Genomic DNA, 22,096 nt, shown 5'->3' on the forward strand with positions numbered 1-22,096 from the left:
GTTGTATACTACGAGCCCCTGGAAATGCAAAATAAAAGCGGTCCGGGACCATGTCCCCGGCGCTCTGTGTGGCCCGGGTTCGTGGGGGCTGCCGAGGCCACGGACTTACTCCGGGCTCTTTGCAGCAACCGTTGTCCGGCGAGTGTCGGGAATGCTTGAGACATACCGCAAAAGCGCCTCATGGGTTGCCAAGGCGACAAGGCGGTCATCCACATAGATTTTGACATACCCGTCGGGGTCCCGAATCCCCACCACGGACTGGTGTGTGCCATCGTTGAATCGAAGGTCCATTTTCAACGTGTCGTTGTTTGACGGGGCGATATCAATGGACTCCAACGACGGTTTTGTAGAGGAGAGCGGTGCCTCCGTTGCTGCGGGGTCCAGATTATCGTCGACCTTCATCCAGGCATCCACAGGGGTATCGACAATGGCCGGCTTTTTTTTGGTGATGGGGTTTGTGCCTGTCCAGAATTCGATGCTGTTGATGATGAACAGATCGATGATGGATGTGACGGCATAGACGGGTGCCCCGAGGATATAAATGCCGGCTCGGCCGTAGCGGTTATCAACGAGCTTGAGGTTGACGCCTATGGCTTTCTGGCTGAGTCCCATTTGTCCCATACAGCCCAAGCCGTACATGGCGATCAGAAAACCAATCAGAAGTCCTGTTGTCTTTTTCATGTGATCTCTCCTTATGTTGATGGTGGGTGTATGCACCCCCTTTTCCCGACGGGGGCGCATGATGTGTGGAGATGGCGCGGGACTGCTTTGAGCGGGTGATGCACAAAAAACGGCTGATACGTGTGGCTGTTCCTTTGGGCTTGTGTGAGGGGTTTTTCTGGCGTTTAAGCTGACTTCTGGTGTTTGATTCAGCCCAAGGGTAAGAACATCGATGATGCGGGCCACCGGATTCCCATCTTTCATGAGCGTGTCGTTCCGGATGGTTGTATTGCGAAATTGATGGGGTGGTGGCGATTTATTTGGAATGTTTAAGAAAATATATCATTTTAATCGTGGGTTATCAATGGAGGGCTGTTCCTTCCTCTCGCAACGCAAGGCATCCGGATCCGGTATGGGATATTCGGGTGATCAATGATTTGCAGGGAGAATATTGAAATTATCGTTTTGACCCTCCGTGATCCCGGGTGGTACGAATCGCGGAACCTGAGCCGAGACCCATGGGGAAGCACAGACAATACGTTGCAAGTGGAGGGGGAACAATGAAGATCCAAGACGAATTCACGACTTTTACGGTGGCCCTGATTCCCGTGGCCATGGCCATCAACATTGCGGTGGGCCAGCTCGTTGCCCTGCTGAAGCTTCCGGTCTATCTGGACTGCATCGGCACCCTCCTTGTGGGGTTTGCCTGCGGACCCTTTGCCGGAGCCGTCACCGGGGGGCTTTCCAATGCCGCCTGGGGGCTTTTTTCTCCATCGGCGCTGCCTTTTTTCCCTGTGGCTGCCTGGATCGGCTTTGCCGCAGGGCTCTGCGCCCGGTGGGGCCTTGCCGATACCTGGTGGAAAGCGGCCCTTTCCGGCGTGGTGGTTGCCGTGACAACCCCCTTTGTGGCCACGCCCATCGTGGTCTTTGTCTACGGCGGCGTCGAGGGCAGCGGGGCGTCCCTCATCACCGCGGTCCTGGTGAAATCCGGCATCAAGGTCACCTCCGCCGCGTTTTACAAGAACCTCATGGTGGAGCCCCTAGACAAGGTCCCCACGGCCCTGGTGGCCTTTGCCCTGATTCGTTCCCTGCCGGATCGGATGATGGCCCGTCTGCCCCGTTTCTCTGCGTAATATTCAGCCTGCCTCCGGTGGGTCGCTTTTTGAAAAATGATCCGCAAAAACTTTTCGGTTGCATGTTCGTTGAGCTTGAAGCAGTGGGCTCGTCGAATACTTTCAGGAAGGTCCCGGTCGTTTGTAAGACCTGTTTGTCTAACTTTTCAAACGTTTGGCCCCAGACAGGGCCGCCGGAGTCATTTTGAGCTGAATAGTTACCGCTTTTCAAACAAACATCGGCCTAATTACATCACCCCCGAACATCCTTGTCCCCTGGAGCGCCGCACTCCTGTGCGGCACGGGTAACGACGGACTAAAAAGCCGCATCGGCGTGCGGCGTATCCGGAAATGTATGACACCTCCTCTTCTTACCTGGTCTCCCTGGACCCGGCTTTGCCTGCTGGCGGGCATGGTGCCGGTGACGTTTCTGCTTTTTGATCCGCCCTTGAGTCTGTTGCCCCTGATCGTGGTTGTGCCCCTGGGGACCACCAGCGGTGCGGCTGTGACATGGGTGGGCCGGACCCTTGCCCTTTTGATCCCCTTTGGCGCGCTCCTTGCCCTGATGTACCTTGTGGCCATGCCGGTTTCCGGTGAGGTGCTGTGGGCGTATGGGCCTGTTGAGGTGGGCCGGGATAATGCTTTTCTTGCTTTGTCCATTTTTTCACGGGTGGGGGTGATGCTCGGTTCCCTGTGCCTTTTTGCCGTGTCCACGCCCGCTTCCGAGCTCCTGACCGACCTGCGTCGGCGCGGAGCCTCTCCGTTTCTGGTGTATGTCCTTGCCACCACCGTGAATCTTGTGCCCCTGCTTAAGCATCGCGCCTCGTGCGTGCTGGATGCCCAGCGGGCCCGTGGCCTGGATCTTGACGGCGGGCCCATGGCCCGGGCAAGGCACCTGGTGCCCCTGGTGGGGCCGCTGCTCCTGGGGGCCCTTGCCGATGTGGAGAAGCGGGCCATGGCCCTGGAGCTTCGCGGGGGGCTGAAACGCCGTCGGGCCGAAGATGTTTATGAACCGCCGGGGGAAGCCTTGCTTCGCCTGGCTTCAGCCGCCCTGGTGGTCGGCGCGTTGGGATATCGGGTATGGATGCTGTTCAGGTAGAAACATGTTCCTTTACGTATGCGGGGGCTTCGATGCCCAGTCTGAGGGAGGTGAGCTTTTCCGTTAAAGGGGGGGAGTGCCTTGCGCTGCTGGGGGCCGACGGTTCGGGCCGCACCACCCTTTTGTCGCTTCTGGCAGGGCTCATGGTTCGGTTTTATCCCGGACGCCTTACCGGGGAGTGCCTTGTGCATGGGAGCTGCTGTGTGGGTCGGCGCCCAAAACGCACGGGGCTCTCCCTGGAAGATCCCACGGCGCAGCTCTCGGGGCTGGCCTTCACCGTGTTTGAAGAGGTGGCCCTGGCCCTTGACGGCGGGGATGCAAGGGGGCGCGACATGGCGGTGTGGGAGCTCCTGGGGCGCGTGGGGGTGGCTCACCTTGCGGAGCGCAACCCGTTTACTCTGTCAGGCGGGGAGGCAAAGCGCGTGGCCCTTGCCGTGCTTCTGGCCGGTGGCCCCGGGCTCCTACTCCTTGATGAGCCCTTTGCCCAGCTGGATCCAGCGTCCAGGGACGAGATAAAAGGCGTGCTTGGTGACCTCAAGGCCCGGGGGGCCACCCTGGTGGTGTCGGGAAACGATCTGGGGGAGATGGCAGGCCTTGCAGACCGGGCGGTGGTCCTGGATGGGGGGAGGATGGTGTACGACGGGCCTCTGGCGGCGTTGCCCGATGACGGCGACCCCCAAGGCTGGGGGCTCACCGTGCCCCTGGTGACCCGGGTCGCACAGGCTGCACGGACCCGGGGGCTTTATGCGGGGCCGTTGCCCCTGGCCCTTGATGATGCGGAGGGGAGGTGGTGCCTGTGATGCGTGTAGACAACCTTACCTGCGGATACGGTGACGGTGCTCCGGTGCTCCGGGAGGTCTCCTTTGCCCTTGAGGCCGGAACCTCCCTTGCGGTGGTGGGGCCCAACGGATCGGGCAAGAGCACCCTGCTGCGCCTTCTTGCCGGGCTGCTCTCTCCTCAAAAAGGGACTGTTTTCGTGGGCGATTGCCCCATGGCTTCCCTGCGCCCCTCCCGGCGGACCCGTCATGTGTCCATTCTTTTCCAGAATCCGGATGACCAGATTTTTGCATCTCGGGTGTCCGATGAGTTGCGGTTTGCCCTTTCCCTTGCGGGACTGGCTCCCGACGTCATTGAGAAACGCATGGCCCATGCGGCAAGCCTGTGCGGCATAAAAGGGGACCTTGAGAGCAACCCCCATGATCTTTCCCGGGCGAGGCGCAAAAGGGTTTGCCTGGCCTCGGTCTTAATGATGGAGACGCCCCTGGTCCTCCTGGACGAACCCCTTTCGGGCCAGGACGCTGCAGGGCGGCAGATGGTAATGCAGGTGATGGATGCCTTGGGGGCACGGGGCAGCTCGGTGGTGGCCGTGACCCATGACATGAACCTTGCCGCATCCTTTGACTCCATGCTGGTCCTTGGGTCAGGCCATGTTCGGGCCCTGGGGGACCCGCGTTCCCTTTTTTCCGACCCTTCCCTTGATCTTCCCCTTCCCGATGCCCTGGCCCTGGGGCGCAGGCTGGGGCTTCAAAGGCCCTGCTTTACAGAGAACGACATCTTTGACGCCCTCAGGCCGTCTGTTGCCTCAGGTCGGTTTTAAGGATCTTGCCCACCGTGGATTCGGGCATGGCATCGATGATATCGATCTCCACGGGCCACTTGTATTTTGCCAGCTCTTTGCGGCAGTGGGCCATGAGGGACTCCACCGTGGGATTCCGGCCGGGTTTGGGGGTGACAAAGGCCTTGACGTTTTCCCCTCTGTGGGTGTCGGCAACGCCGATGACGGCGGCCTTGAGGACATCCTCATGGTCGTAGAGCACCTCCTCCACTTCCCTCGGATAGATGCTGTAGCCGCTTGAGATGATAATGTCTTTTTTGCGGTCCACGATGTAAAAATACCCGTCTTCATCCATCCAGGCGATATCCTCCGACCTGAACCACCCGTCCTGAAATGCCGTCTCGTTTTCCCCGTACTGGCCCAGGTAGCCGCAGGTGACCTGGGGCCCTTTGAACCACATTTCACCGGCTTCTCCGGTTAAGAGCTCCCGGGTTCCGGTCTCAAGGTCCATGATGCGCACCTCGGTGCCCGGAAAAGGGATGCCGATGCTGCCGGGTTTCTTTTCACCTTTCAAGGGGTTGAGGTGGGTTTGGGGGGAGGTTTCGGTCATGCCGTAGCCTTCGTTGATGGTGACACCCGTGAGCTTTTTGAAGCGATAAAGGACCTCTTCAGGAAGGGAGGAGGCCCCGGAGGTGATGAGTTTAAAGGAGGTCAGGTCGGTGTGGGCCAGGGCCTTTTCTTCCAGGATTCCCATGCACATGGTGGGCACCAGGGGGGCCAGGGTGGGCTTGAATTTTCGGATGGCCTCAAGGAGCCTGTCCGGCTGGGGTTTGGGGATCAGCACCGTGGTCCAGCCCATGTGGATGGGAAGGTTCATGGCCGTTGACATGCCCAGCACATGGAAAAAAGGCGGGGCGGCCAGGACCCGTTCGGCTCCTTTTTCAAGCTGGAACCACGCTTCATACATCTGGGTCATGCAGGTGAGGTTGGTGTGGGTGAGCATGGCCCCCTTGGGGCGTCCCGTGGTGCCGCCGGTGTACTGGTAGACCGCCACCTCGTCGGGATGGATGGCCGGCTCCGGGATGGGGGTGCCCCGCAGGGCCATGGCCTCCTTCCAGCTGTAAACCCGGTGGGCTCCGGGGACCTTTACCGTAAGGCCCTGCTTTCGGGCCATGAAAGGGAAGACCCACTTCAGGGGGGCAGGGAGGAAGTCGCCGAGGGAGGCATGGATCACGACGTCGATTTCGGTTTTTTCTCGAAGGGCGATGGCGCGTTCGGCCAGGACGTCCAGGGTGATGATGAGCTTGGTGTCGGAGTCGTTCATCTGGTGGGTGATTTCGCGGTCGCTGGACAACGGGTTGGCCATCACCACGATGGCCCCTATGGTGAGTGCCGCGTAGTATGAAACCACCGTGGCAACGGTGTTGGGAAGCCAGATCCCCACCACGTCGCCTTTGCGTATGCCGAGGGTGGTCAGGGTGATGGAGAAGGTCCGTACCAGGACTTGCAGTTCGGCGTAGGTGATATGGCGTCCGTGATAGATGAGGGCGGTGTGCCGGGGGTATCGTCCCACCGTGGTCTGGAACATCTGGGGGAGTGTGAGGCGGCGATAATCTATGGCGGGGGGGACGCCTTTGTCGTAGTGAGCCAGCCAGGGTTTATCTGAGCAGGTGAGGGTGATCATGTTTTTCTCCACTGGAGATCAAAAGTTTAATCACTGTTCATCACGATGACGATGGTTTTAAAATACCGATAGATGATCTTAAGGAATCTGTCAATAACACCTCGAAATAAAAGAGACATCATGGGGAGTTGTTCCCGATGAAGGGACGGTGACAAGGGCGGTTTGGCGGGGAGCACATAGAGGAAAATTCCTTTGGAAATCAGGGCTCGGGGGGGCTCCTTTCCATGTGTGTCCGGGGCTTCTTTGAATGCGCCCTGAAACCATGCCGGAAAGGCGGGAGGGATGAGGGGGACTGTTGGGGTTGCGGAAAATTTTAGGTGTGCCTAACTTTTTAGTTGACCCAAAAAATATTTGGGTCTATGTATACTCCAGGTTCGAGAGTGATGTTCTCGCCCCACCGGGCGAATGGACATGCCCTATATTGACGACTGCTTCCAACACAACCACGCGGAGGGCATATGGCACGCGCACTGATTATTTTTGGGTCCACCACAGGAAATACGGAAAATACGGCTGAACGTATCGGCGGAATCCTCAACGCCAAAGGGCTTGAGGTGACGGTTCAGAATGTCAGCGATGCAACGCCCGGAGATGAGGCCGGTTACGATCTGGTTCTTTACGGGTGCTCCACCTGGGGTGAAGATGAAATCGAGCTGCAGGACGATTTCATCGACTACTATGAGGCCATGGACAAAGCGGCCCTGGGCGGAAAGAAGGTGGGGGTCTTCGGTTGCGGAGACAGCTCCTACACCTGGTTCTGCGGTGCCGTGGACGCCATCGAAGAGAAGGTTCGGAACATCGGCGGCACACTGGTTGCCGAAGGCCTTAAAATTGACGGCGAGCCCGATGATTATGAGGACGAAATCGACGCGTGGGCCACGGGAGTGGCTGCGGCATAACGTTCATGTCTCCGGGGCCTTGGCAGGCCCCGGATGATTTTCCATGCACTGAATTGATAAGGCGATACGCCGGAGGAGCTGTACGATGACGAAGAGAGAATCCAAGGTCATGCGTTCGTTTCAAATCAAGATGATGACAAAATTGGCCCAGGGAAAATTTGACTCTGTGGATTTGAAAAACGACCTCTTCGTCAAGTGGCTGGTGGGCTACCTTGCGGAATCCCGGGTTCCGTTCAAGCTGGTTCCCTTAGGCGGCGGCGTGACGCGCATTCTCCACTCCGGCGGGCTGTGCCCCCTGTGCAGCGGTACCGGCATGATCCATGCCGATGAGCCGGACTTAACCGAATCCCCGGATCCTTCCTCCGTGATCCCGGAAGAGGCCATCCTCTCCTGCTGCGGTGACCACTCCTGCGGGGGCGATCACAAGTGCTGCGGCGGGACGTGCTGCAAACAGAGCCGCAGCGCAGCGTAACCTGTTTATACCTATCTCCTTCCCCCAATCCTCCTTCCCGTATGTTCCCCGACAGCAACGATGCTGTCCCCTGACACCGGCAGCCCCGCAAGGGGTTGCCACCCTTCCGGAAATAAAAAAACCGACCCGGGCTCCCCGGGTCGGTTTTTTTTAATGCAGGTGATTTTTCCTTAATCAGAACACGTACCCCATGGTGACGGCCCCCATGTGGGTGACCCCGTTTTTGGAGGTGCCGGGCAGGATGCCGTTAATGGGGGTAACGGCCTTGTCGTAGTTCACCTTTTCCGCCTTGATGTAGGTGTAGGCCAGGTCCACGGTCCAGGCTCCGAAGGTATAGCCCGTGCCCACGCCGATGAGGTGGCGGTCGGATGCGGGGATCATGTAATCCACGTACATCTGATCTTCGGGGGCTTCGTCAAAGCAGTAGCTGGCCCGGAGGTCCCAGTTGTCGGTGACCCCGTACTCCACGCCGATGTTGTAGCGCCAGACGTCGTCGGAGTTTTTGGGCTGGGGGTGGGGACCCAGGGTTTCAATGTCCAGGTCCAGGTCGGTGTAGGTGGACCAGCGTGTGTGGATGGCGCCCACCTCCACGCTCAGGTTCTTTGTGGGGTAGCAGGCAATGCCGAAGCTGAGCATGTCCGGCAGGACCACGGAGCCGGTGGTTTTATGCGCACCGTTTAGTACGGCCTTACGGCCTGTCATTCCCGAAACGGTTGTATCTCCACTGGCATCGATCTTGGCCTGGCTGTGGTAGCCGAAGCCGAACCGCCAGTTGTCGAGTTTGTAGTGGATCCCGGCGGTGAGGGCGGTGCCGTCGCCGTCGGCGGACAGTTCGGATGAGGGTGAATCTGCCGGGGGAAGCCCCGTATTGTATTTGTTTTTGATGTTCAGATCCACATACACATACTCTACCCCCACGGCCACGGAGAGCCGGTCCGTGACCTGGTAGGCGATGTTCGGGTTCAGGGACACGCTCTTGATGGTGGCCTCGTAGACGTTGAAGGCTCCGGGCCAGTCGTCGTGGTACTCGAAACCCAGGCCGAATCGGGAGAACTCACCGAACCCTGCGGACCATTTGTCATTGAGTTTATGCGTCACGTAAAACTGGGGGATGACGAAGATGCCGTTATCGCTCTTGGAGGTGGTGACAACGCCCGATTTTTCGGTCTCTACCTCACAGATGGGGTGGGCAAAGGAGGCCCCGAAGGCCACCTGGGTGCCGTCAAGCTGGGTGATGCCGGCGGGGTTAAAGGCCACCGCCGAGGGATCGTCCGCGCGTCCCACGAGGGTGCCGCCAAGGGCATTGCCTCGGGCGCTCCATTCATACAAGGCAAAACCGGCGGCGGATGCGGAGCCCGCAGCCGCCATGATCAAAACACAGGACGCAAAAAAACTCAGGAACTGACGCTTCACTTTTTCCCCTTCTGGCATACGAAAAAGGTGTGGAATACAGGCCATCCGCCTGCGAACCCGGCTACCTTTTTTATGGTGATGTTGAGGCCGATGATCGCTGTTCGTTCGTAAGATCATAAACCACCGATTGAGTCATCCCTCATGGATTACTCATTAAAAAATATTCCATACAAAGAATATGAAATGAGCGGTGACCAGGGCCTTCCGCTCTGTTTTTCATTGTTGTACCCAAGCGACAAATAAGTGATCGAACCCCTATGTGGATGAACGCATGTTCTACGTTGGGCGGATAGTTAATATCTTGCCTGTTTGTTAGAATCAATAAATTTTCAAGTGTTCCCCATGGGGGTGGAGCCTTAAGGCTCAAGGCTGGCAAAGGGAGGGCCAGAAATGCGGTGGGTTAGGTGGGGCTTTCGGAAAAACGGTAACCGAAAAGCAGTTGTTGCAGACTCCTGAACCCCTTTTGTTTCTGGGCAAGGGAACGGCAGGGTGGGGGCCCTGAAGTCGCTGTGAAGGTGTTCTATACCGGGTGACGAATCGAGTACGTTTCTATTCAGGGCACCGGCTCTGCAGATGGTGTGATTTCCTCAAAACTCCGGCAACGAAGAAGATGCGTGCATTCGGTTCGCCAGAAGGGTAAGAAAGGAGAACAGGCGTCCAAAGATGATAAACTTTGGTTTTTTGTTGAATATTGAGATGATGGGGGCTGCGTGTCCCTTGCCCTGCCTCTGTTCTCATCGTCATTGCATGTCTCATATGTGCCCGCTCAGTGACTATTGCTATTTCTTCCTTGATCAAGGGGTGGAATCTTTCGTATAGCTAACACATCAGCAGCACCCGGCTCGCTCGAAGGGTGAGAAAATCGAACGGAAAACCGCAACGTATATTTTGCATTTTTAAAATGATTGAATGTTGTCCGGTTAGCTTCCGCAAGAACGGATTGATGGCCGTTTATCGTGACATATCCGGGGTAAGGCGGGGGGGAAGCAGGCATGGGAATTGCCGTTACAAAGATGGCAACTGGCCATGGTGGCCTGCGTATGTGATGAACGCAGGGTTTTCCATCAAAGGCGCTCTGCGCAAAAGCCGCCCACGAGACAGCAACAGGGAGGACGAAATGGCCACCATCGGCAGCAAGAAACAGGAAGAAAAAATCAAGGTGTTCGCTACCATTGCGAAAAGCAGTTTCCCGGAGATTGATGAATTGGCCATCAAGGGAGCGTTTCGTTTTGCGGCGAAGGCAGCCATAGAAAAGAGCGCATACTCCGAATGGTCCGAGGTGGCGAAAAAACCCGCAAGTGAAAGGCGCCGTTTCTTTGACGGGTTGCTTGAAGAGTCCAGAGGGCACCTCGAGCAACTCCTGGGAAAAAACGACGCAGCTGTTCTGCTGAAAAAGATACGGATTGAAAACGAGACGTTCCTGAAGGACTGAGGCGGCGGGGTGCTCCATGGCCCTCCGGGAAAAGATGACGCCACCTGGTTCGTTATCAGGTGATGAAGGCTATGTGATACCCATGGGGTTGGTATGAGTTCAAATTCATTTATTGTTCTTTCGGTTACACTATACAAACTGTCCTCTCTCCTGGTGGGGAGCCTCTTTGCGTATTTGGGGTTTCGCCTCTTTATGGCCAATATCTGGGGCAACGCTGGCGAGCTTGAAACGGAGTTTGGTGATACCAAGCTGGTTGTAAAAAAAGCAGCCCCTGGTACTTTCTTTGCCTTGTTCGGGGCAATTATTATAGCTATTACTCTGTATAAAGGTATTGAATTAAAGAGCCACACAAGCAATCTGGTTAATGGCTCGGTTTTGCAAACCACAGAAGAAGACGCCGGGGATAATTCCGCCTGATCTTCGAGTTAAGACTCCCTTACTCAGTGACATGTGACCCCGTCGTTATTTTCTGACAACCCGGACCGTAAGGAGGCGACCTTGAAATTTGCATTGCGATGTGTTGCTGTGGTGGGGCTTATGGGGTTTATGTGCGCCTGCGCGACAAGCGAAAGTACCGGTGACAATGTGTTGCGCGGCATGTACGAAAGCTCCAGGCAAATGCAGGAAATGGATCAACGTCATGACCCATCACCGGGGCAGGACCTCCCCACCTATGAGCAGTACAACCGGGAGTGGCATGAACCGTAAGGGCCTTTTAGCGGGCTGCGCTGTTGCCCCGTGCCATGGCACCGTCAGAATTGCTGATCTCCAACCCAACGCATTGGACCCAGGCAATGGATAAGAGATTAAATTACCGCCTGATTACCGGTAAGGACGATGCCGGTTTCTGTGAGAGGGTTTCATCGTTCATTGACGAGGGATACAGGCTGTATGGGGCTCCGTCAGTCAGATACAACGGCAAAGATGTCATTGTTGCTCAAGCGGTTGTGTTGCCGGAAAAACGGCATGAAAAGGTTTCGCCTTAGCCCGGATATTTCACGAGTCGTGTTCAGTCTGTTATCATACAAGGTGTCGGTGACCCCCAGCCCCACCTTGTCGATATGTATGCGGGGAGGGACGTTAGGCGAACCTGTTCATTCCCTGTGAAGTATCGGCTATTCATGTCCGGGATTTTGTGTTTTGATAAGACACTGTGGATTTCAATTTGATCGGTATTTATTTTTGAGAGGGGCCGGTGGGGCAAGAGGTCCCCTCGCTACTCGGTTTGCCGTGTCTATATAAGCACAAGGATTGTTCAATGCCTTCACTCGATTTTGAAAAAGAAAAAAAAGCCTTCAGAGCATATTACGACCAGAATTTTCTGATACTCGATGAGGCAAGAAAATCATTTGCCACGTTGGTAAAAGCCCTGATAACAAACGAGTCTTCCCTCACGGGTTCAACCGTCTACGGGCGTGTGAAACATAAAGAAGAGTGCATTAAGAAATTTTCGCGTAAATATCGTTCCAAGCTCGAAGAAACAGAAACGCCCTATGAAATAAAAGAATACATAACGGATTTGATAGGGTTAAGGGTGGTGTGTCTGTATCAAGACGATATAGAAAAATTATCAGACATGCTCAATGAACACTTCGATGTGATTGACGTGACGGATAAAATCGCTGAATTGGAGAGTACTGAAGACTCTTTTGGCTACAAAGGGCTTCACGTGGATTTACGGTTAAACGAGGACAGGCGAAACCTTCCTGAATACAAACCGTACAGTGAATTTAATTTTGAAATTCAAATACGAACCATTATCCAGGATTCCTGGAGTGCCCTTGACCACAAAATCAAATACAAAAAATCAATTCCGCAGCATCTTAAAAGACGAATCAATGTTCTCTCTGCCCTTTTCGAATTGGCAGACAGTGAATTCCGAGAGATAAGGGACGCCACCCTTGCCGAGATTGAAAAGGCCAGTAAGGAAGACATCCCTTCCCCCACGTCTGATGCCGAACCTGAACAAAAAGCGAAAAAGAACAAAAATGTCTATGAACTCAACGCGTTCAACTTTCTTAGGATCAGCGGTCATTTTTTCAGTAACTACGAGTTTGAAACCCATAAAGTGGATGGGTTTGTGCAAAATGTCCATGAGTTGTGTCCGGGGATAACGCGGGCGAAATTTCATAAGCTGATAAACAAAAATATTACCAAAGTAAAAGCCTACAACGATTATTCTATAAAAAAGAACCAGACCGAAGGGTTTAATCCCTATTCCGTCATTCGGCATTGCCTGTATCTGGGAAACAAAACAACCTTTCGAAGGGTCCTTGCAAACGCTGCCAGAAAATCCTTTGACGAATGGCTTGACGCGAATCCATAAAGAGCAAAGGGCCTGCCCACCAAATGATGTAATCCATTACATCATTCCTGCCATGCTATAACCTGAATTCCCTAAACCTGCCCGTAATGTTCCATATGTGGTGCAAGCGTTTTGCTTGATTCGCTACATGTTGGTGGTATGTTTTTTGCTAATCTGGCGGTCAATACAAGAAAAAGCCAAACCCGATGTGAGTCGGGGACGGAAAGCCCACGGGTCTCATGGGGAGATGGCCGGGTTGCTCTTGCCGCAAAAGCAAAGGACTGCAGAAAATGAGAAAAATTTTATGTATGTTATGCTTTTTGGTGTTTGCTTTGGCCGGTCCTCTGGGGGCGACAACCATCGACCCCACCCAAGGCTGGACCGGGTATTTTGCCTGGACCGGTGGGTTGGGCCAGATCGACAGTATCGACCAGGATTCGAGTCAGGACGAGTGGTCTATTACCGTGGCCGAAGATTCCAGCATGGCTGTGGCCACAGCCTGGGATGCGTTTGCACCCGGCGATGAGTTCGCTTTTTATGTTGATGGTGCCGAGGTGGCCTGGGACGAGACCTATGTGGACGGAAGCGGGTATTTCCATGGTCTGTACAACGACCTGTTCCTTACCGCCGGTACCCACACACTGACGTTCTTCGTGACGGCAATGGCTGACGGCTTTGACTATGGCGGGGCCTATGCGGAGTTTTCTGCTGTTGAGCCCGTTTCCGGTGCGCCCGTTCCCGAGCCCGCAACGTTCTTTCTGCTTGCCATTGGGCTTCTTGGGGTTATGGGTTTAAGAAAAAAGAGCATGATGAAATAAGCAATATCTGTGTACAGCCGAAGGGCAGGCGATGTGTTTGTTTCGCCTGCCCTTTTGTTTGGGTCGTGTCTACGGTATCGGGATAAGGCTATAGTTGGATGTTGATGCCCAGGCTCACGGAGGCGTCATACCCGTCATCCCGAAACACCCGGTCATACCTGGCCACGAAGGAATGGCGTCCATCGATGTGCATCGTTGCCGATGCGCCGATACGCACCCGGTTGTCGTCAGGTTCCAGTGCATTGAGGGACCAGTGCTCCGAAGGCATGGCCGCAAAGGCCGCAGTCACTTCTCCGCCGGGATCGAGCTGTTCATATTGCCAGCCGCACCATGCCTCTGGATGGAAGACTATGTGGTCATCAAGATGCAAGAGGATACCTGCTTTCAGATTTAATTCATGGACGAGGGAGTCGCTGGTATCGGTGTCCACCATCAGGTGTGCCCCTGAGGGGTCCTCATCTTCGGTGTAGTGGGAATCCGAGACCCTCGTGTACGTCAGGATGTAGCTGGGCGTGAGGGTCATCTTGTTTCCAAAGACCATGTCACAGCCAATGCGGTTGAGCCAGCTGAAGTCATGGGCCGTTCGATCGCCGGTGATTCGGGTGTCGAGAAACCCGATGTCGCGCCATGTGTCTATATTGTGCACGCCGAAGGTTGCTGCGGTGTCAAAGAAGAAGATGTCTTTGGAGATGCTGGCGTAGGGACCGAATCGATACATCTCGTCCTCGCTGCTTCCGCCGCCACCATCAAGGTCGCTGTCCCCTTTGGCATATCCCAGCAGAAGGCCGATGCGTGCCTGTGGGGACAGGGTGTACTCTCCCCCGCAAAGGAGGCCGTGCCAGTCATAGTCGTAGCCGACAAGGCCCTGTTCCCCATCCTGGTCTCCAAATCCGCCGTACAGCCCTGCGAAGGCCCGCCATCCCGTAGTGGGGATTGGGGCCATGTTGTTTTCCGTGCCTGCCCCAGGGCGTGTGTCTGCTTCGTCGTTGCCCCCCGGGAAAGCCGGTATGCGAAAGGTATCGAACAGGTATCCCATGGCCATGTTGGTGTGCTGAACACCGGCATGGATCAATGCCGTGGTGTTGGTGACGGGTTGTAGCTCGATCATGGCCTGGCTCACGTCCGATGTTGTGGGGAGCATGGCCAACCCTTGATACACGCCCTGCAGTTCCGCAGAGTGGCTGGTGTAGGTATTGTCGAGGATTGTTGCGAAGGGGAGGTGTGCCGGGGCCATGGCCGCTGCAATGGCTGCGAATTGCGTATCACCGGTGGTGACGGTGAGTGTGTTGTTCTCGACTGAAAAAATGAAATCGAAGATCCCGGAGTTATCCGAAAATGTCACGTCCCCTTCTGCCAGGGTCAGTGTACCGGCTTGAATCAACTCGTAGTCGGTGTTGGGTACCCCGCCCGCAGCGTCCACCGAGACCGTGGCCCCGGTAAAATCAGCCGTGCTGGCAACCGTGATGCTGGACGTGTTGCCGTCGGGTGCGATCCCCACCGCTGCCGTGTCCTTTGCAGAGACAACAAGATCGCCGTTTGCAATGACCAGCGCGCCGTCTGCCCGGATGCTGCCGCCGTTGCCCCCGGTTGTCCAGGTGGTACCCTTGAGGTCCATCGTACCCGAGCCCCGTACCATCCCGCCGGCTCCCAGAGAGCCAAACCCGTTGTCCGAAAGAAAGGTTCCGCCCTGAAGTGTGAGGGTGCCGTCAAGGGTCGGAGCCGCCCCGCTGTGCGTGTGGGTGCCCGAAAGGGTGTATACACTGCCGGTCCCCACATGAATGTCTCCATCTGTGGTGATGGCTTTGGAGACGTTCAAGGTGGCCGCGGCTCCGCTGATCCGTGCAATGTCGGTTTCGGTCACCTCACCGGCAAAGAGGGTGAGCGGGGCAAAGGTGTCTCCCCCCACATTGATGGTGTGAAACGCGTTGGTGTCCCCGTCAAGGGTGGTGGTGCCGCCTGCAAAATAGCCGTCCCAGCTGCCGGAAGAGTCCGATGTGATGCTGTCCGTCACGGTCAGGGCAAACCCGTGGTCGGCCTGGGTGAGGATGGCTTGACCTGTGCTGTCTTTGGCATACCCGAAGGTGAGGTATGAGGTGGCGTTGTCGTCTGAGTCGGCATTGTGGATGCCGCCGGTGAGGCTCGCGCCGCTGAGGAGGTGATAGATGTTGCTTTCACCGGAGTAACCGGCTTGCCCGGAGTGGATGGCATGGGCGTTGATGCCGGTGGCTGAGATGCTCCCTGAAATATGGGAAATGTTGCCTTCAAGGTAGGCATAGATTCCGTGGGAAGACTCCCCTGTGCTTTCAAGGGCACCGGTGACGGTGAGGGTGCTGTGGGACCCGACCTCCAGGCCATCCGACCCCAGGCCGGTTGTCGTGATGGAACCGGAGACGAACAGGGCGTTTTCGTTCCCTTCGCTGAAATCGATGCCGTCGGAAGTATCGCCGGTTGTGTGGATGGTCCCTGAAAAGCGGACCAGGTTGTTTGAGGCGGTTCCCCCCCAGATGCCGTCGGAGCTGTTTAGCACCGTGGAAAAGTCACCGGTGGCGGTGATGTCGTTGTTGTTGGCCCTGACAATAATGCAGTCGCTACCGTTTTTTGTGGTCTGAATGGTGCCCGAAGCAGTGACCAGGTTATTTGAGCCGACTTCGACAGCTCCGTTTGATGCCTGTGTCGATACCAGGGATCCTGCTTGCAGATTAAGAATGTTGGAAGCCCCCTGTGATAAGGAACCACCCCCTGCAAGGCCGATTTTTGTGTCGTCGGTGAGGGTTCCATAGAGTCTGATTGTCTGTATGTTGTTTACCGTTTCCGAGGCAGTGACCGAGGCATTGCTTTCAACGGTGATGACATTGCCTCCTTGATTGGTAGTACTGCCGTTGATGGCGGGGATACCAAGCGCATCACTGCTTACCGAACCCCCGCTTTTGACGATGATGTTCTGGGTTTCTGTAAGGGTCTGGGGCCCGGCGTCACCCGTTATGGTGATGTCTGCTGCCGATGCGCTTCCTGCAGCCAGCATGATGATACCCAGCACTATGCTGACGCATTGAACGAAATCGACCTTGCTTTTTGTTGATGTCCTCATTTATTGACCGCTCCCCGGCAGTTACATTGTCTGTCAGAACAAAAAGTATTTCGCCATGTAAGTACATACCTTTCCCCCCTTGTTACGCACTGAGGTGCAAAACCTTTGGGAGGTTCGGCCCAAGGCAACATGACGTGAAATGATGTCAGGCAACCGGCGAGCACGTCTCGGCTTGCAAGCGGACCACGATGTTCATGCGGGTGTTATTTTTGCCCTCGTTAGTATCGAAACGTGAAGAAGTGATTCTTATAGGTTCGAAATCTAACCGCGTTTGCACCCTGATCCGGTATAAAGATCGTTTGTCATTGTAAGATATTTCTGCATATCTCATATTTTAAATATAATAAATAGAAATGAGGGCGATGAGGTCACATTGTCATGTGTCTTCAGCTTTTCGTAGAGATGGATTTAGTGAATATGAAAATTAGGCGGGTATTATAGGGAGGGAGCAAAAACAAAAAGAGGGGAGGTCGGAGCCCCCCCCCTCATTCTGTTTGGATATGGTTTTGACGTGAATATTTCACGAGTCGGGTGCGCTTATAAGCAAGGCCTCAGAGTTGCAGGCGTAACCGCTTACCTCCGATCTCTGATAACGCAGCAGAGGAATGCATCCGGATCGCCACAAGGGTGAGGGAATCGAAGCGAAACCCTTGAATTACTTTTTTTTGAAATGTCCGGGCTAAGGCTGCGCGTAAAAATGGGGGGACACCTTCCTGCTGAATCGGAAGAGGACTTCCTTGGGTGTGTCCCTTTTTTTCCTTTAGCTTGCCGATCCCCTGGTAAGGAGGATCATGTGCAGCAGTTGTTTCTTTTGGGGCGTGGTCAGGACATCCTTGGATTTCAATTTGTACTTGACCTTGTTGTCGATGAGCTTGGTCCCCAGGTCGGTGATGTCCAGAAGGATCTTGTCCACCTTATCACTGTTGACCTCTTCATTTATCAACTCGGCTCCGAGGTCAATGACCTTGATCTGGATATCCCGCTCAATTTTCAATTCATTGACCATCATCTGGGTTCTGTTTCGGATGATCTCTTTGACTTGCTTGTCGGTGAGGCCCAGCAGGTCGATGAGGTCATCCAGGCGCACCTGGGAAGGAAAGGCCCGGTCTGAATAATGATCCTCGAATTCCAGGCTGTGAACCAGGCGGAATCGCTGGTCCTCGGTGAGGACGTTTTTGACCTTAAGGATATACTCCACCTTGGTTCGGATCATTTTGCCGTAGAGTTTGCTGATGTCGGTGACCAGTCTGTTGACGTTTCTTGCTGTTTTTTTCTCCTGACGGCTTGTGGTTACCTGTTCCTCCTGGCGAAGCACGGTGGTGAGCTCCGAGAACTTGGCCTCGATTTCCGTCATCATTTCATGCTTTTTGATGATGTACTCTTCAATGGTGTCCTCAATGAGCTCCATCTGCTCTGGAGTGAGGTTGAACGAATCCAGGGGCAGGAGCTCGCTTTCTGCCGCAACTCCCGAGGTTGAGCTCACAAAGAAAAAAATCAACAGGGCCAGGGTTCGTACACAACTTTTTTTGAGTAACGTCATGGCGCTTTCCTTTTTCAATGAATGAAGGTTAGGGAATCCGCAATCATAAAACGGGGGCATGACAGATTCAGTGCATGCCGGAAACAGGCTGGTATGGCTGTGAAAAGGCTGGCAGGGCGTGCAGATCGGCTCCTGCCGGGCATGGGCCCTTGTTGGGTGAGTCTCAGGACGGTGCGGGCGGAAAGGTCAGGGACCGCCCTTGTCCCGGACCCCGGGAAGGGGCGGAAAAGGCGGGCGGTGTGGGTATAATTGATCCAAAGTATACGGAATTTGGACGCGCTTAGCAACTGTGTAGCGTCAAGGTCGGCTTATTCCCGACCACCGGGGCCCGGGGCGGCCTTGCCGGAGAGGTGAGCGATGTCCACGGCCACCACCGTGGTCTTGTCCCAGGCGTTATTGATGTAGGTCTCCCCGGCGGGGATATGGTCGGGGCAGAGCCTTCGGACAAGGGTCAGGAGCCCCTCTTTTTTCTCGTCTCCCTCCAGGATACGGGCCGTGCCGAAGGCCACGACGCTCTGGAACCGGGTGGTGAATTTTTCCGGCACGATATCGGCCTGGGCCACCACGCAGAAGGAGACCCGGGAGCAATGGGCGATGTTGTCCAGTTTGTGCCCGGACGGGGCGCAATGAAAAATGATCCGCCCGTCATGGAACACATAGTTCAAGGGAATCCCGTACGGGGTGCCGTCTTCACCCACAGTGGAGAGGATGCCGTAATCTCCGGCCTCAAGAATCGCCTGGGTGCCCTCGTCGCTTAATCTCTTTTTCCCACGTTTCATTTCTCTGAACATCTGATCGTCCTTATGGTTTTTTGTGTCTGGACTCCCGTCCCCATGGGGCGGGAATCTGCGTCGTTTCTTTTTCCGGGTAATGGAAAGCATACACCGACTTTGTTCCTGCCAAAAGGTCTATGGTGAAAAAAAGGAGGGGCTTGGGTGGCAGGAATAGAAAAGTGAAAGCACATGCTGCCTGTTCCCTGGCCTCAAAAAAGAGATGTGAAGACGACGATGGGTGGACTGGGCTCGCCCGAGGGGTGAGGAAATCGGACATGACATGTTGTCAGGTGTGTTGCTTGATTATCGGTTTACTTGTTCGCGATACTAAATAAAGGTCGCGATATATCCCCTCGGGAGGAGCTGCTAAAATACTACCCTGTATTTTTTTGAATGCATAAGGATATCACTCGTTCAGGTGCTTTTTTGAATTGTTTTATTCCGATCTATCAGGATGTTGTCGTTTGACCTTGTTCGCGGTTTTGCATATGTTGTGGTATCTCAAGCAAAGACTTCTCACTTTATCGCGACATCGACTCCAGGAGCCGTATATGTCTAGACTGTTGATCTCTCTATTGCTCTGCATGCCTGCACTTTTTATCCTTCCTTCCTGTGGCTCTTCCGGCAGCGATGAGCCGGCGCAGGTATCACATTCCTCCACCCATGCCCCGACGCCCACACCAGACCCCATCCCCACCCTGACCCTCATCAAAGCAGGAGACGGCTCCGGCCATATCGCCTGTGATCCCGGCATCCTTGACTGCCAGGGTGTTTGCCGGACGGAGGTGGAGAAGATGTCCACGGTCACACTCACATCCGTTGTGGATGAGGGGTCAGTTTTTGGTGGATGGAGTGGGGATATTCCGGCGTTCAGCACGGAATCGAGCATTACGATAACAGTCTCGAAGGCCAGCACCATCACTGCAAATTTTAGCTTGAAGGAGTCGCCATACAGTTGCCTTCTGCCCGAGCATGATCTTCTCTATCTGGGGGCGTTCAAGCTTCCCGATGGGCATGGCGAAGACGAACCCATGGCCCGGTGGGACGGTGGCGGCCATGGCATGACATTTTACCCCGAAGGAGATTTCGGAGGAGAGGCTGACGGGTTTCCCGGATCACTTTTCAGCATAAGCCACACCTACACAAACCATGTCTCCGAATTTTCCATTCCGGTCCCGGTCATTTCACCTGACAAAAACCTGGACGACCTGCCCCGGGCAACCACGCTCCAACCCTTTGCAGATATCACGGAAGGCCGCCAGACCCTTGGGCTCAACGGCACAACCCTGGTGGATATTCAGTATTATCCCAGGCAGGGGAGCCAGGACTCGGATAAGCTGTACTGGACCCTTTATGAGTACTATATGCCCCACGAAGATGATCCTTACCACGGATGGGCGGAGCTCGATCTTTCCGCACCACAGAGCCACGGCATGTGGCGCCTGGGGGATTTTCCGGCGGCGTCCACAAGCAAGTACCTTTTTGATGTTCCGGTTTCCTGGGCAGATACCCATACCCCGGGGAAATACCTTGCAGGGGGCAGATACAGGACGCCCAACAACGGAAGCTGGGGGCCCGCACTCTATGTGTTCGGCCCGTGGAACGACGGCAACCCGCCTGCAGACGGCTGCCAGCTTGGCGCCATCGAGCTGCTCAAGCACACCAGCGAGCACCCGGTTCGGGGAATGGGCTTCAGTGATGATTGGGTCGATGGGGCCTGGCTGACGGCAGGGGACCGGTCTGCTGTCGTTGTTGCCGGCAAAAGAGGGGTCCGGGAGAGGGCCGGTGGCCTCTGGACCTATGGAGCCCCCCAGCCCGACGATTACTCAATCAGCAAAGGGTACCACGCCTGCCCGGACTATGGCGCTTTGCTCTTCTATGATCCGGTGCTCATCGCCCATGTGGCAGAGGGCACCCTCTCCCCGGGTGATGTTCAGCCCTATGCCGTTTTTAATGCTCAGGACCTCCTGTTCACGGCCAACATGGGTCTTTCTGTTCAGGATATCCGTACCCGCGGCAAATCTTTGGGTGGGGTCGGGTACGACCGGGAGCACAACCTTCTTTATGTTCTTGAACTGGATGTGGAGGGGTATTTCAGTCCGGGCAAACCCATTGCCCACGTCTTCAAGGTCTCCCCCGGGGAGAGCGTTGCAGACACCATCCCGCCCTCACCACCATCCAATCTTGCCGCCACATCGGTCACATCAGAAGAGGTGACTCTTACCTGGGAAGCCGCCGTGGACAACCACCACCTTGCCGGCTACATTGTCTATCGGGACGGGCACCCCATAGATACCGCCATCGTTCCGACCTGCACAGACGACAGGGTAAACCCCGATGCGACCTATCGCTACACGGTGGTGGCTTTTGATTCCCGGAACAACAAGAGCCTTGTCAGCCAGCCGCTTTCGGTGTCCACCCTGTCCGGCCCCGACACCAGGGTGCCCCTCATCACGGATATCCACCTCACCGATACCACGGAAACCAGCGTCACGGTTCACTGGAAAACGGATGAACCCACCACAAGCAGGATTAAATATGGCGCGGAGTACCATGATGATCAGGAGGTAAGCGATTCCAGCCTCACCAGAACCCACGCCCTATCCATCACAGATCTCACGGGTGCTTCTGAATGTGGTTCCTATGTCTATCGCATCTTCTCCACCGATGCCTTCGGCAACACCAACAGCCATTCTGAAAAATCCTTTCGCCCGGCCAGGCCCATGGCGGACAATCAGCCCCCTTTGCTTGAGTCCACTGGGGCGAGGCGGGTTTCGGTCGGAGGCCTTGTTCAGTTCACCCTCAGCGCCACAGACCCCGATCGCGGGGACAGCCTTCATTTTTCGGCGACAGGCCTTCCAGACGGCGCCACTTTTACCCCTGCAACCGGCCTGTTTCAATGGCGGCCGGGGCCGGGGGACACAGGCATTCACCGCATGGAATTCTCTGTCAGCGACGGGGACCAGGACGCCAGCGAAACCGTTGCGATTATTGTTGAGGAGTGAGATGGAGAGGAGGCTGTGCATTAAATTACTTTTTGTAACTATTCAGCTTATGCCTCCGTCGGCCCTGCCGGGGGCTAAACTTTTAAAAAGTTTAACAAACAGGTTTTAAAAAATCTTTTTGAATGAATTTTTACTTTAAAGGCGGATGTGATTTGACCCGAGGAACGAGGGGCAAAACGCATCCGCAACCTGCTTTCAAGGTGGCACACCTTGCCGCCGGAGGCTGTTTTTTTGAGCTGAA

The 22,096-nt window shown here is 55.3% G+C and carries 19 protein-coding genes and 1 riboswitch; of the genes, 13 read left to right on the plus strand and 6 right to left on the minus strand.

The window, feature by feature from the left end; translation table 11 throughout:
• Positions 1–105 precede the first annotated feature (105 nt).
• Positions 106–681, minus strand: coding sequence for a DUF3332 family protein (locus tag BLQ12_RS05235; RefSeq protein WP_092208953.1), 576 nt, complete (start codon positions 679–681; stop codon positions 106–108).
• Positions 682–1,220: 539 nt separating this feature from the next.
• Between BLQ12_RS05235 and BLQ12_RS05240 the strand changes: the two genes are divergently transcribed.
• The 4 genes from BLQ12_RS05240 (at position 1,221) to BLQ12_RS05255 (ending at position 4,468) form a co-directional block, all read left to right on the plus strand.
• Complete coding sequence (locus BLQ12_RS05240; RefSeq protein WP_175469512.1) at positions 1,221–1,793, plus strand: ECF transporter S component; 573 nt, start codon at positions 1,221–1,223, stop codon at positions 1,791–1,793.
• Between the two features lie 334 nt (positions 1,794–2,127).
• Positions 2,128–2,871, plus strand: a complete 744-nt coding sequence (locus BLQ12_RS05245) for an energy-coupling factor transporter transmembrane component T family protein (RefSeq protein ID WP_092208957.1) — start codon at positions 2,128–2,130, stop codon at positions 2,869–2,871.
• A gap of 32 nt (positions 2,872–2,903) precedes the next feature.
• Positions 2,904–3,671, plus strand: coding sequence for an ABC transporter ATP-binding protein (locus tag BLQ12_RS05250; protein ID WP_175469513.1), 768 nt, complete (start codon positions 2,904–2,906; stop codon positions 3,669–3,671).
• Positions 3,671–4,468 carry an energy-coupling factor ABC transporter ATP-binding protein gene (locus BLQ12_RS05255; protein ID WP_092208961.1) on the plus strand — a complete coding sequence of 266 codons (798 nt, stop codon included), beginning with the start codon at positions 3,671–3,673 and terminating at the stop codon, positions 4,466–4,468. The genes BLQ12_RS05250 and BLQ12_RS05255 overlap by 1 nt, the downstream gene beginning before the upstream one ends.
• Here BLQ12_RS05255 and BLQ12_RS05260 read toward each other — a convergent pair.
• The gene (locus BLQ12_RS05260; RefSeq protein WP_092208963.1) at positions 4,437–6,110 is read right to left on the minus strand and encodes a long-chain-fatty-acid--CoA ligase; all 1,674 of its coding nucleotides are present in this window, start codon (positions 6,108–6,110) and stop codon (positions 4,437–4,439) included. The genes BLQ12_RS05255 and BLQ12_RS05260 overlap by 32 nt on opposite strands.
• Positions 6,111–6,568: 458 nt before the next feature.
• Between BLQ12_RS05260 and BLQ12_RS05265 the strand changes: the two genes are divergently transcribed.
• On the plus strand, positions 6,569–7,009 hold the full coding sequence (locus tag BLQ12_RS05265) for a flavodoxin (RefSeq protein WP_092208965.1): 441 nt from the start codon (positions 6,569–6,571) through the stop codon (positions 7,007–7,009).
• A gap of 85 nt (positions 7,010–7,094) precedes the next feature.
• Positions 7,095–7,481 carry a hypothetical protein gene (locus BLQ12_RS05270; protein WP_092208967.1) on the plus strand — a complete coding sequence of 129 codons (387 nt, stop codon included), beginning with the start codon at positions 7,095–7,097 and terminating at the stop codon, positions 7,479–7,481.
• A 174-nt stretch (positions 7,482–7,655) separates the two neighbouring features.
• On the opposite strand, the gene BLQ12_RS05275 is transcribed toward BLQ12_RS05270, so the two are convergent.
• On the minus strand, positions 7,656–8,894 hold the full coding sequence (locus BLQ12_RS05275) for an OmpP1/FadL family transporter (protein ID WP_175469514.1): 1,239 nt from the start codon (positions 8,892–8,894) through the stop codon (positions 7,656–7,658).
• A 1,117-nt stretch (positions 8,895–10,011) separates the two neighbouring features.
• On the opposite strand from BLQ12_RS05275, the gene BLQ12_RS05280 reads away from it, so the two are divergent.
• From BLQ12_RS05280 to BLQ12_RS05305, 6 genes are all read left to right on the plus strand, one after another.
• On the plus strand, positions 10,012–10,326 hold the full coding sequence (locus BLQ12_RS05280) for a hypothetical protein (protein WP_139163857.1): 315 nt from the start codon (positions 10,012–10,014) through the stop codon (positions 10,324–10,326).
• Positions 10,327–10,419: 93 nt separating this feature from the next.
• Positions 10,420–10,743, plus strand: coding sequence for a hypothetical protein (locus BLQ12_RS05285; protein WP_175469515.1), 324 nt, complete (start codon positions 10,420–10,422; stop codon positions 10,741–10,743).
• An 81-nt stretch (positions 10,744–10,824) separates the two neighbouring features.
• Positions 10,825–11,034: a hypothetical protein gene (locus tag BLQ12_RS05290; protein ID WP_092208973.1), complete on the plus strand. Its 210-nt coding sequence runs from the start codon at positions 10,825–10,827 to the stop codon at positions 11,032–11,034.
• Positions 11,035–11,120: 86 nt separating this feature from the next.
• On the plus strand, positions 11,121–11,312 hold the full coding sequence (locus BLQ12_RS05295) for a DUF1737 domain-containing protein (RefSeq protein ID WP_092209026.1): 192 nt from the start codon (positions 11,121–11,123) through the stop codon (positions 11,310–11,312).
• A gap of 272 nt (positions 11,313–11,584) precedes the next feature.
• Positions 11,585–12,652 carry a GTP pyrophosphokinase gene (locus BLQ12_RS05300; protein ID WP_092208975.1) on the plus strand — a complete coding sequence of 356 codons (1,068 nt, stop codon included), beginning with the start codon at positions 11,585–11,587 and terminating at the stop codon, positions 12,650–12,652.
• A gap of 165 nt (positions 12,653–12,817) precedes the next feature.
• A riboswitch (cyclic di-GMP riboswitch) is annotated at positions 12,818–12,895 on the plus strand.
• A 26-nt stretch (positions 12,896–12,921) separates the two neighbouring features.
• Positions 12,922–13,449 (plus strand): PEP-CTERM sorting domain-containing protein, encoded by a 528-nt coding sequence (locus tag BLQ12_RS05305; RefSeq protein ID WP_092208977.1) that lies wholly within the window; start codon positions 12,922–12,924, stop codon positions 13,447–13,449.
• An 88-nt stretch (positions 13,450–13,537) separates the two neighbouring features.
• Here the strand turns inward: BLQ12_RS05305 and BLQ12_RS05310 are convergent, their stop codons facing one another.
• The 3 genes from BLQ12_RS05310 to BLQ12_RS05320 all read right to left on the minus strand — a co-directional run bounded on the left by BLQ12_RS05310 (position 13,538) and on the right by BLQ12_RS05320 (position 18,868).
• Positions 13,538–16,537 (minus strand): autotransporter outer membrane beta-barrel domain-containing protein, encoded by a 3,000-nt coding sequence (locus tag BLQ12_RS05310; protein ID WP_092208979.1) that lies wholly within the window; start codon positions 16,535–16,537, stop codon positions 13,538–13,540.
• Between the two features lie 760 nt (positions 16,538–17,297).
• Positions 17,298–18,077, minus strand: coding sequence for a hypothetical protein (locus BLQ12_RS05315; RefSeq protein WP_092208981.1), 780 nt, complete (start codon positions 18,075–18,077; stop codon positions 17,298–17,300).
• 308 nt (positions 18,078–18,385) lie between these two features.
• Entirely contained in the window at positions 18,386–18,868 is a 483-nt protein-coding gene (locus BLQ12_RS05320; protein WP_092209027.1) for a pyridoxamine 5'-phosphate oxidase family protein, read from the minus strand.
• Between the two features lie 533 nt (positions 18,869–19,401).
• On the opposite strand from BLQ12_RS05320, the gene BLQ12_RS05325 reads away from it, so the two are divergent.
• The gene (locus BLQ12_RS05325) at positions 19,402–21,855 is read left to right on the plus strand and encodes a fibronectin type III domain-containing protein (RefSeq protein ID WP_139163858.1); all 2,454 of its coding nucleotides are present in this window, start codon (positions 19,402–19,404) and stop codon (positions 21,853–21,855) included.
• Positions 21,856–22,096: the final 241 nt, after the last annotated feature.

The sequence above is a fragment of the Desulfoluna spongiiphila genome, from assembly GCF_900101345.1.
GTDB classification, from domain to species: Bacteria; Desulfobacterota; Desulfobacteria; order Desulfobacterales; family Desulfolunaceae; genus Desulfoluna; species Desulfoluna spongiiphila.

Bases quoted from the DNA above. Each gene is read 5' to 3' on its own strand.
- BLQ12_RS05255 (WP_092208961.1), top strand. From the start codon at position 3,671: ATGCGTGTAGACAACCTTACCTGCGGATACGGTGACGGTGCTCCGGTG.
- BLQ12_RS05235 (WP_092208953.1), bottom strand. From the start codon at position 681: ATGAAAAAGACAACAGGACTTCTGATTGGTTTTCTGATCGCCATGTAC.
- BLQ12_RS05295 (WP_092209026.1), top strand. From the start codon at position 11,121: ATGGATAAGAGATTAAATTACCGCCTGATTACCGGTAAGGACGATGCC.
- BLQ12_RS05300 (WP_092208975.1), top strand. From the start codon at position 11,585: ATGCCTTCACTCGATTTTGAAAAAGAAAAAAAAGCCTTCAGAGCATAT.
- BLQ12_RS05325 (WP_139163858.1), top strand. From the start codon at position 19,402: ATGTCTAGACTGTTGATCTCTCTATTGCTCTGCATGCCTGCACTTTTT.
- BLQ12_RS05310 (WP_092208979.1), bottom strand. From the start codon at position 16,537: ATGAGGACATCAACAAAAAGCAAGGTCGATTTCGTTCAATGCGTCAGC.
- BLQ12_RS05250 (WP_175469513.1), top strand. From the start codon at position 2,904: ATGCCCAGTCTGAGGGAGGTGAGCTTTTCCGTTAAAGGGGGGGAGTGC.
- BLQ12_RS05315 (WP_092208981.1), bottom strand. From the start codon at position 18,077: ATGACGTTACTCAAAAAAAGTTGTGTACGAACCCTGGCCCTGTTGATT.
- BLQ12_RS05240 (WP_175469512.1), top strand. From the start codon at position 1,221: ATGAAGATCCAAGACGAATTCACGACTTTTACGGTGGCCCTGATTCCC.
- BLQ12_RS05245 (WP_092208957.1), top strand. From the start codon at position 2,128: ATGACACCTCCTCTTCTTACCTGGTCTCCCTGGACCCGGCTTTGCCTG.
- BLQ12_RS05280 (WP_139163857.1), top strand. From the start codon at position 10,012: ATGGCCACCATCGGCAGCAAGAAACAGGAAGAAAAAATCAAGGTGTTC.
- BLQ12_RS05270 (WP_092208967.1), top strand. From the start codon at position 7,095: ATGACGAAGAGAGAATCCAAGGTCATGCGTTCGTTTCAAATCAAGATG.
- BLQ12_RS05285 (WP_175469515.1), top strand. From the start codon at position 10,420: ATGAGTTCAAATTCATTTATTGTTCTTTCGGTTACACTATACAAACTG.
- BLQ12_RS05320 (WP_092209027.1), bottom strand. From the start codon at position 18,868: ATGTTCAGAGAAATGAAACGTGGGAAAAAGAGATTAAGCGACGAGGGC.
- BLQ12_RS05305 (WP_092208977.1), top strand. From the start codon at position 12,922: ATGAGAAAAATTTTATGTATGTTATGCTTTTTGGTGTTTGCTTTGGCC.
- BLQ12_RS05265 (WP_092208965.1), top strand. From the start codon at position 6,569: ATGGCACGCGCACTGATTATTTTTGGGTCCACCACAGGAAATACGGAA.
- BLQ12_RS05260 (WP_092208963.1), bottom strand. From the start codon at position 6,110: ATGATCACCCTCACCTGCTCAGATAAACCCTGGCTGGCTCACTACGAC.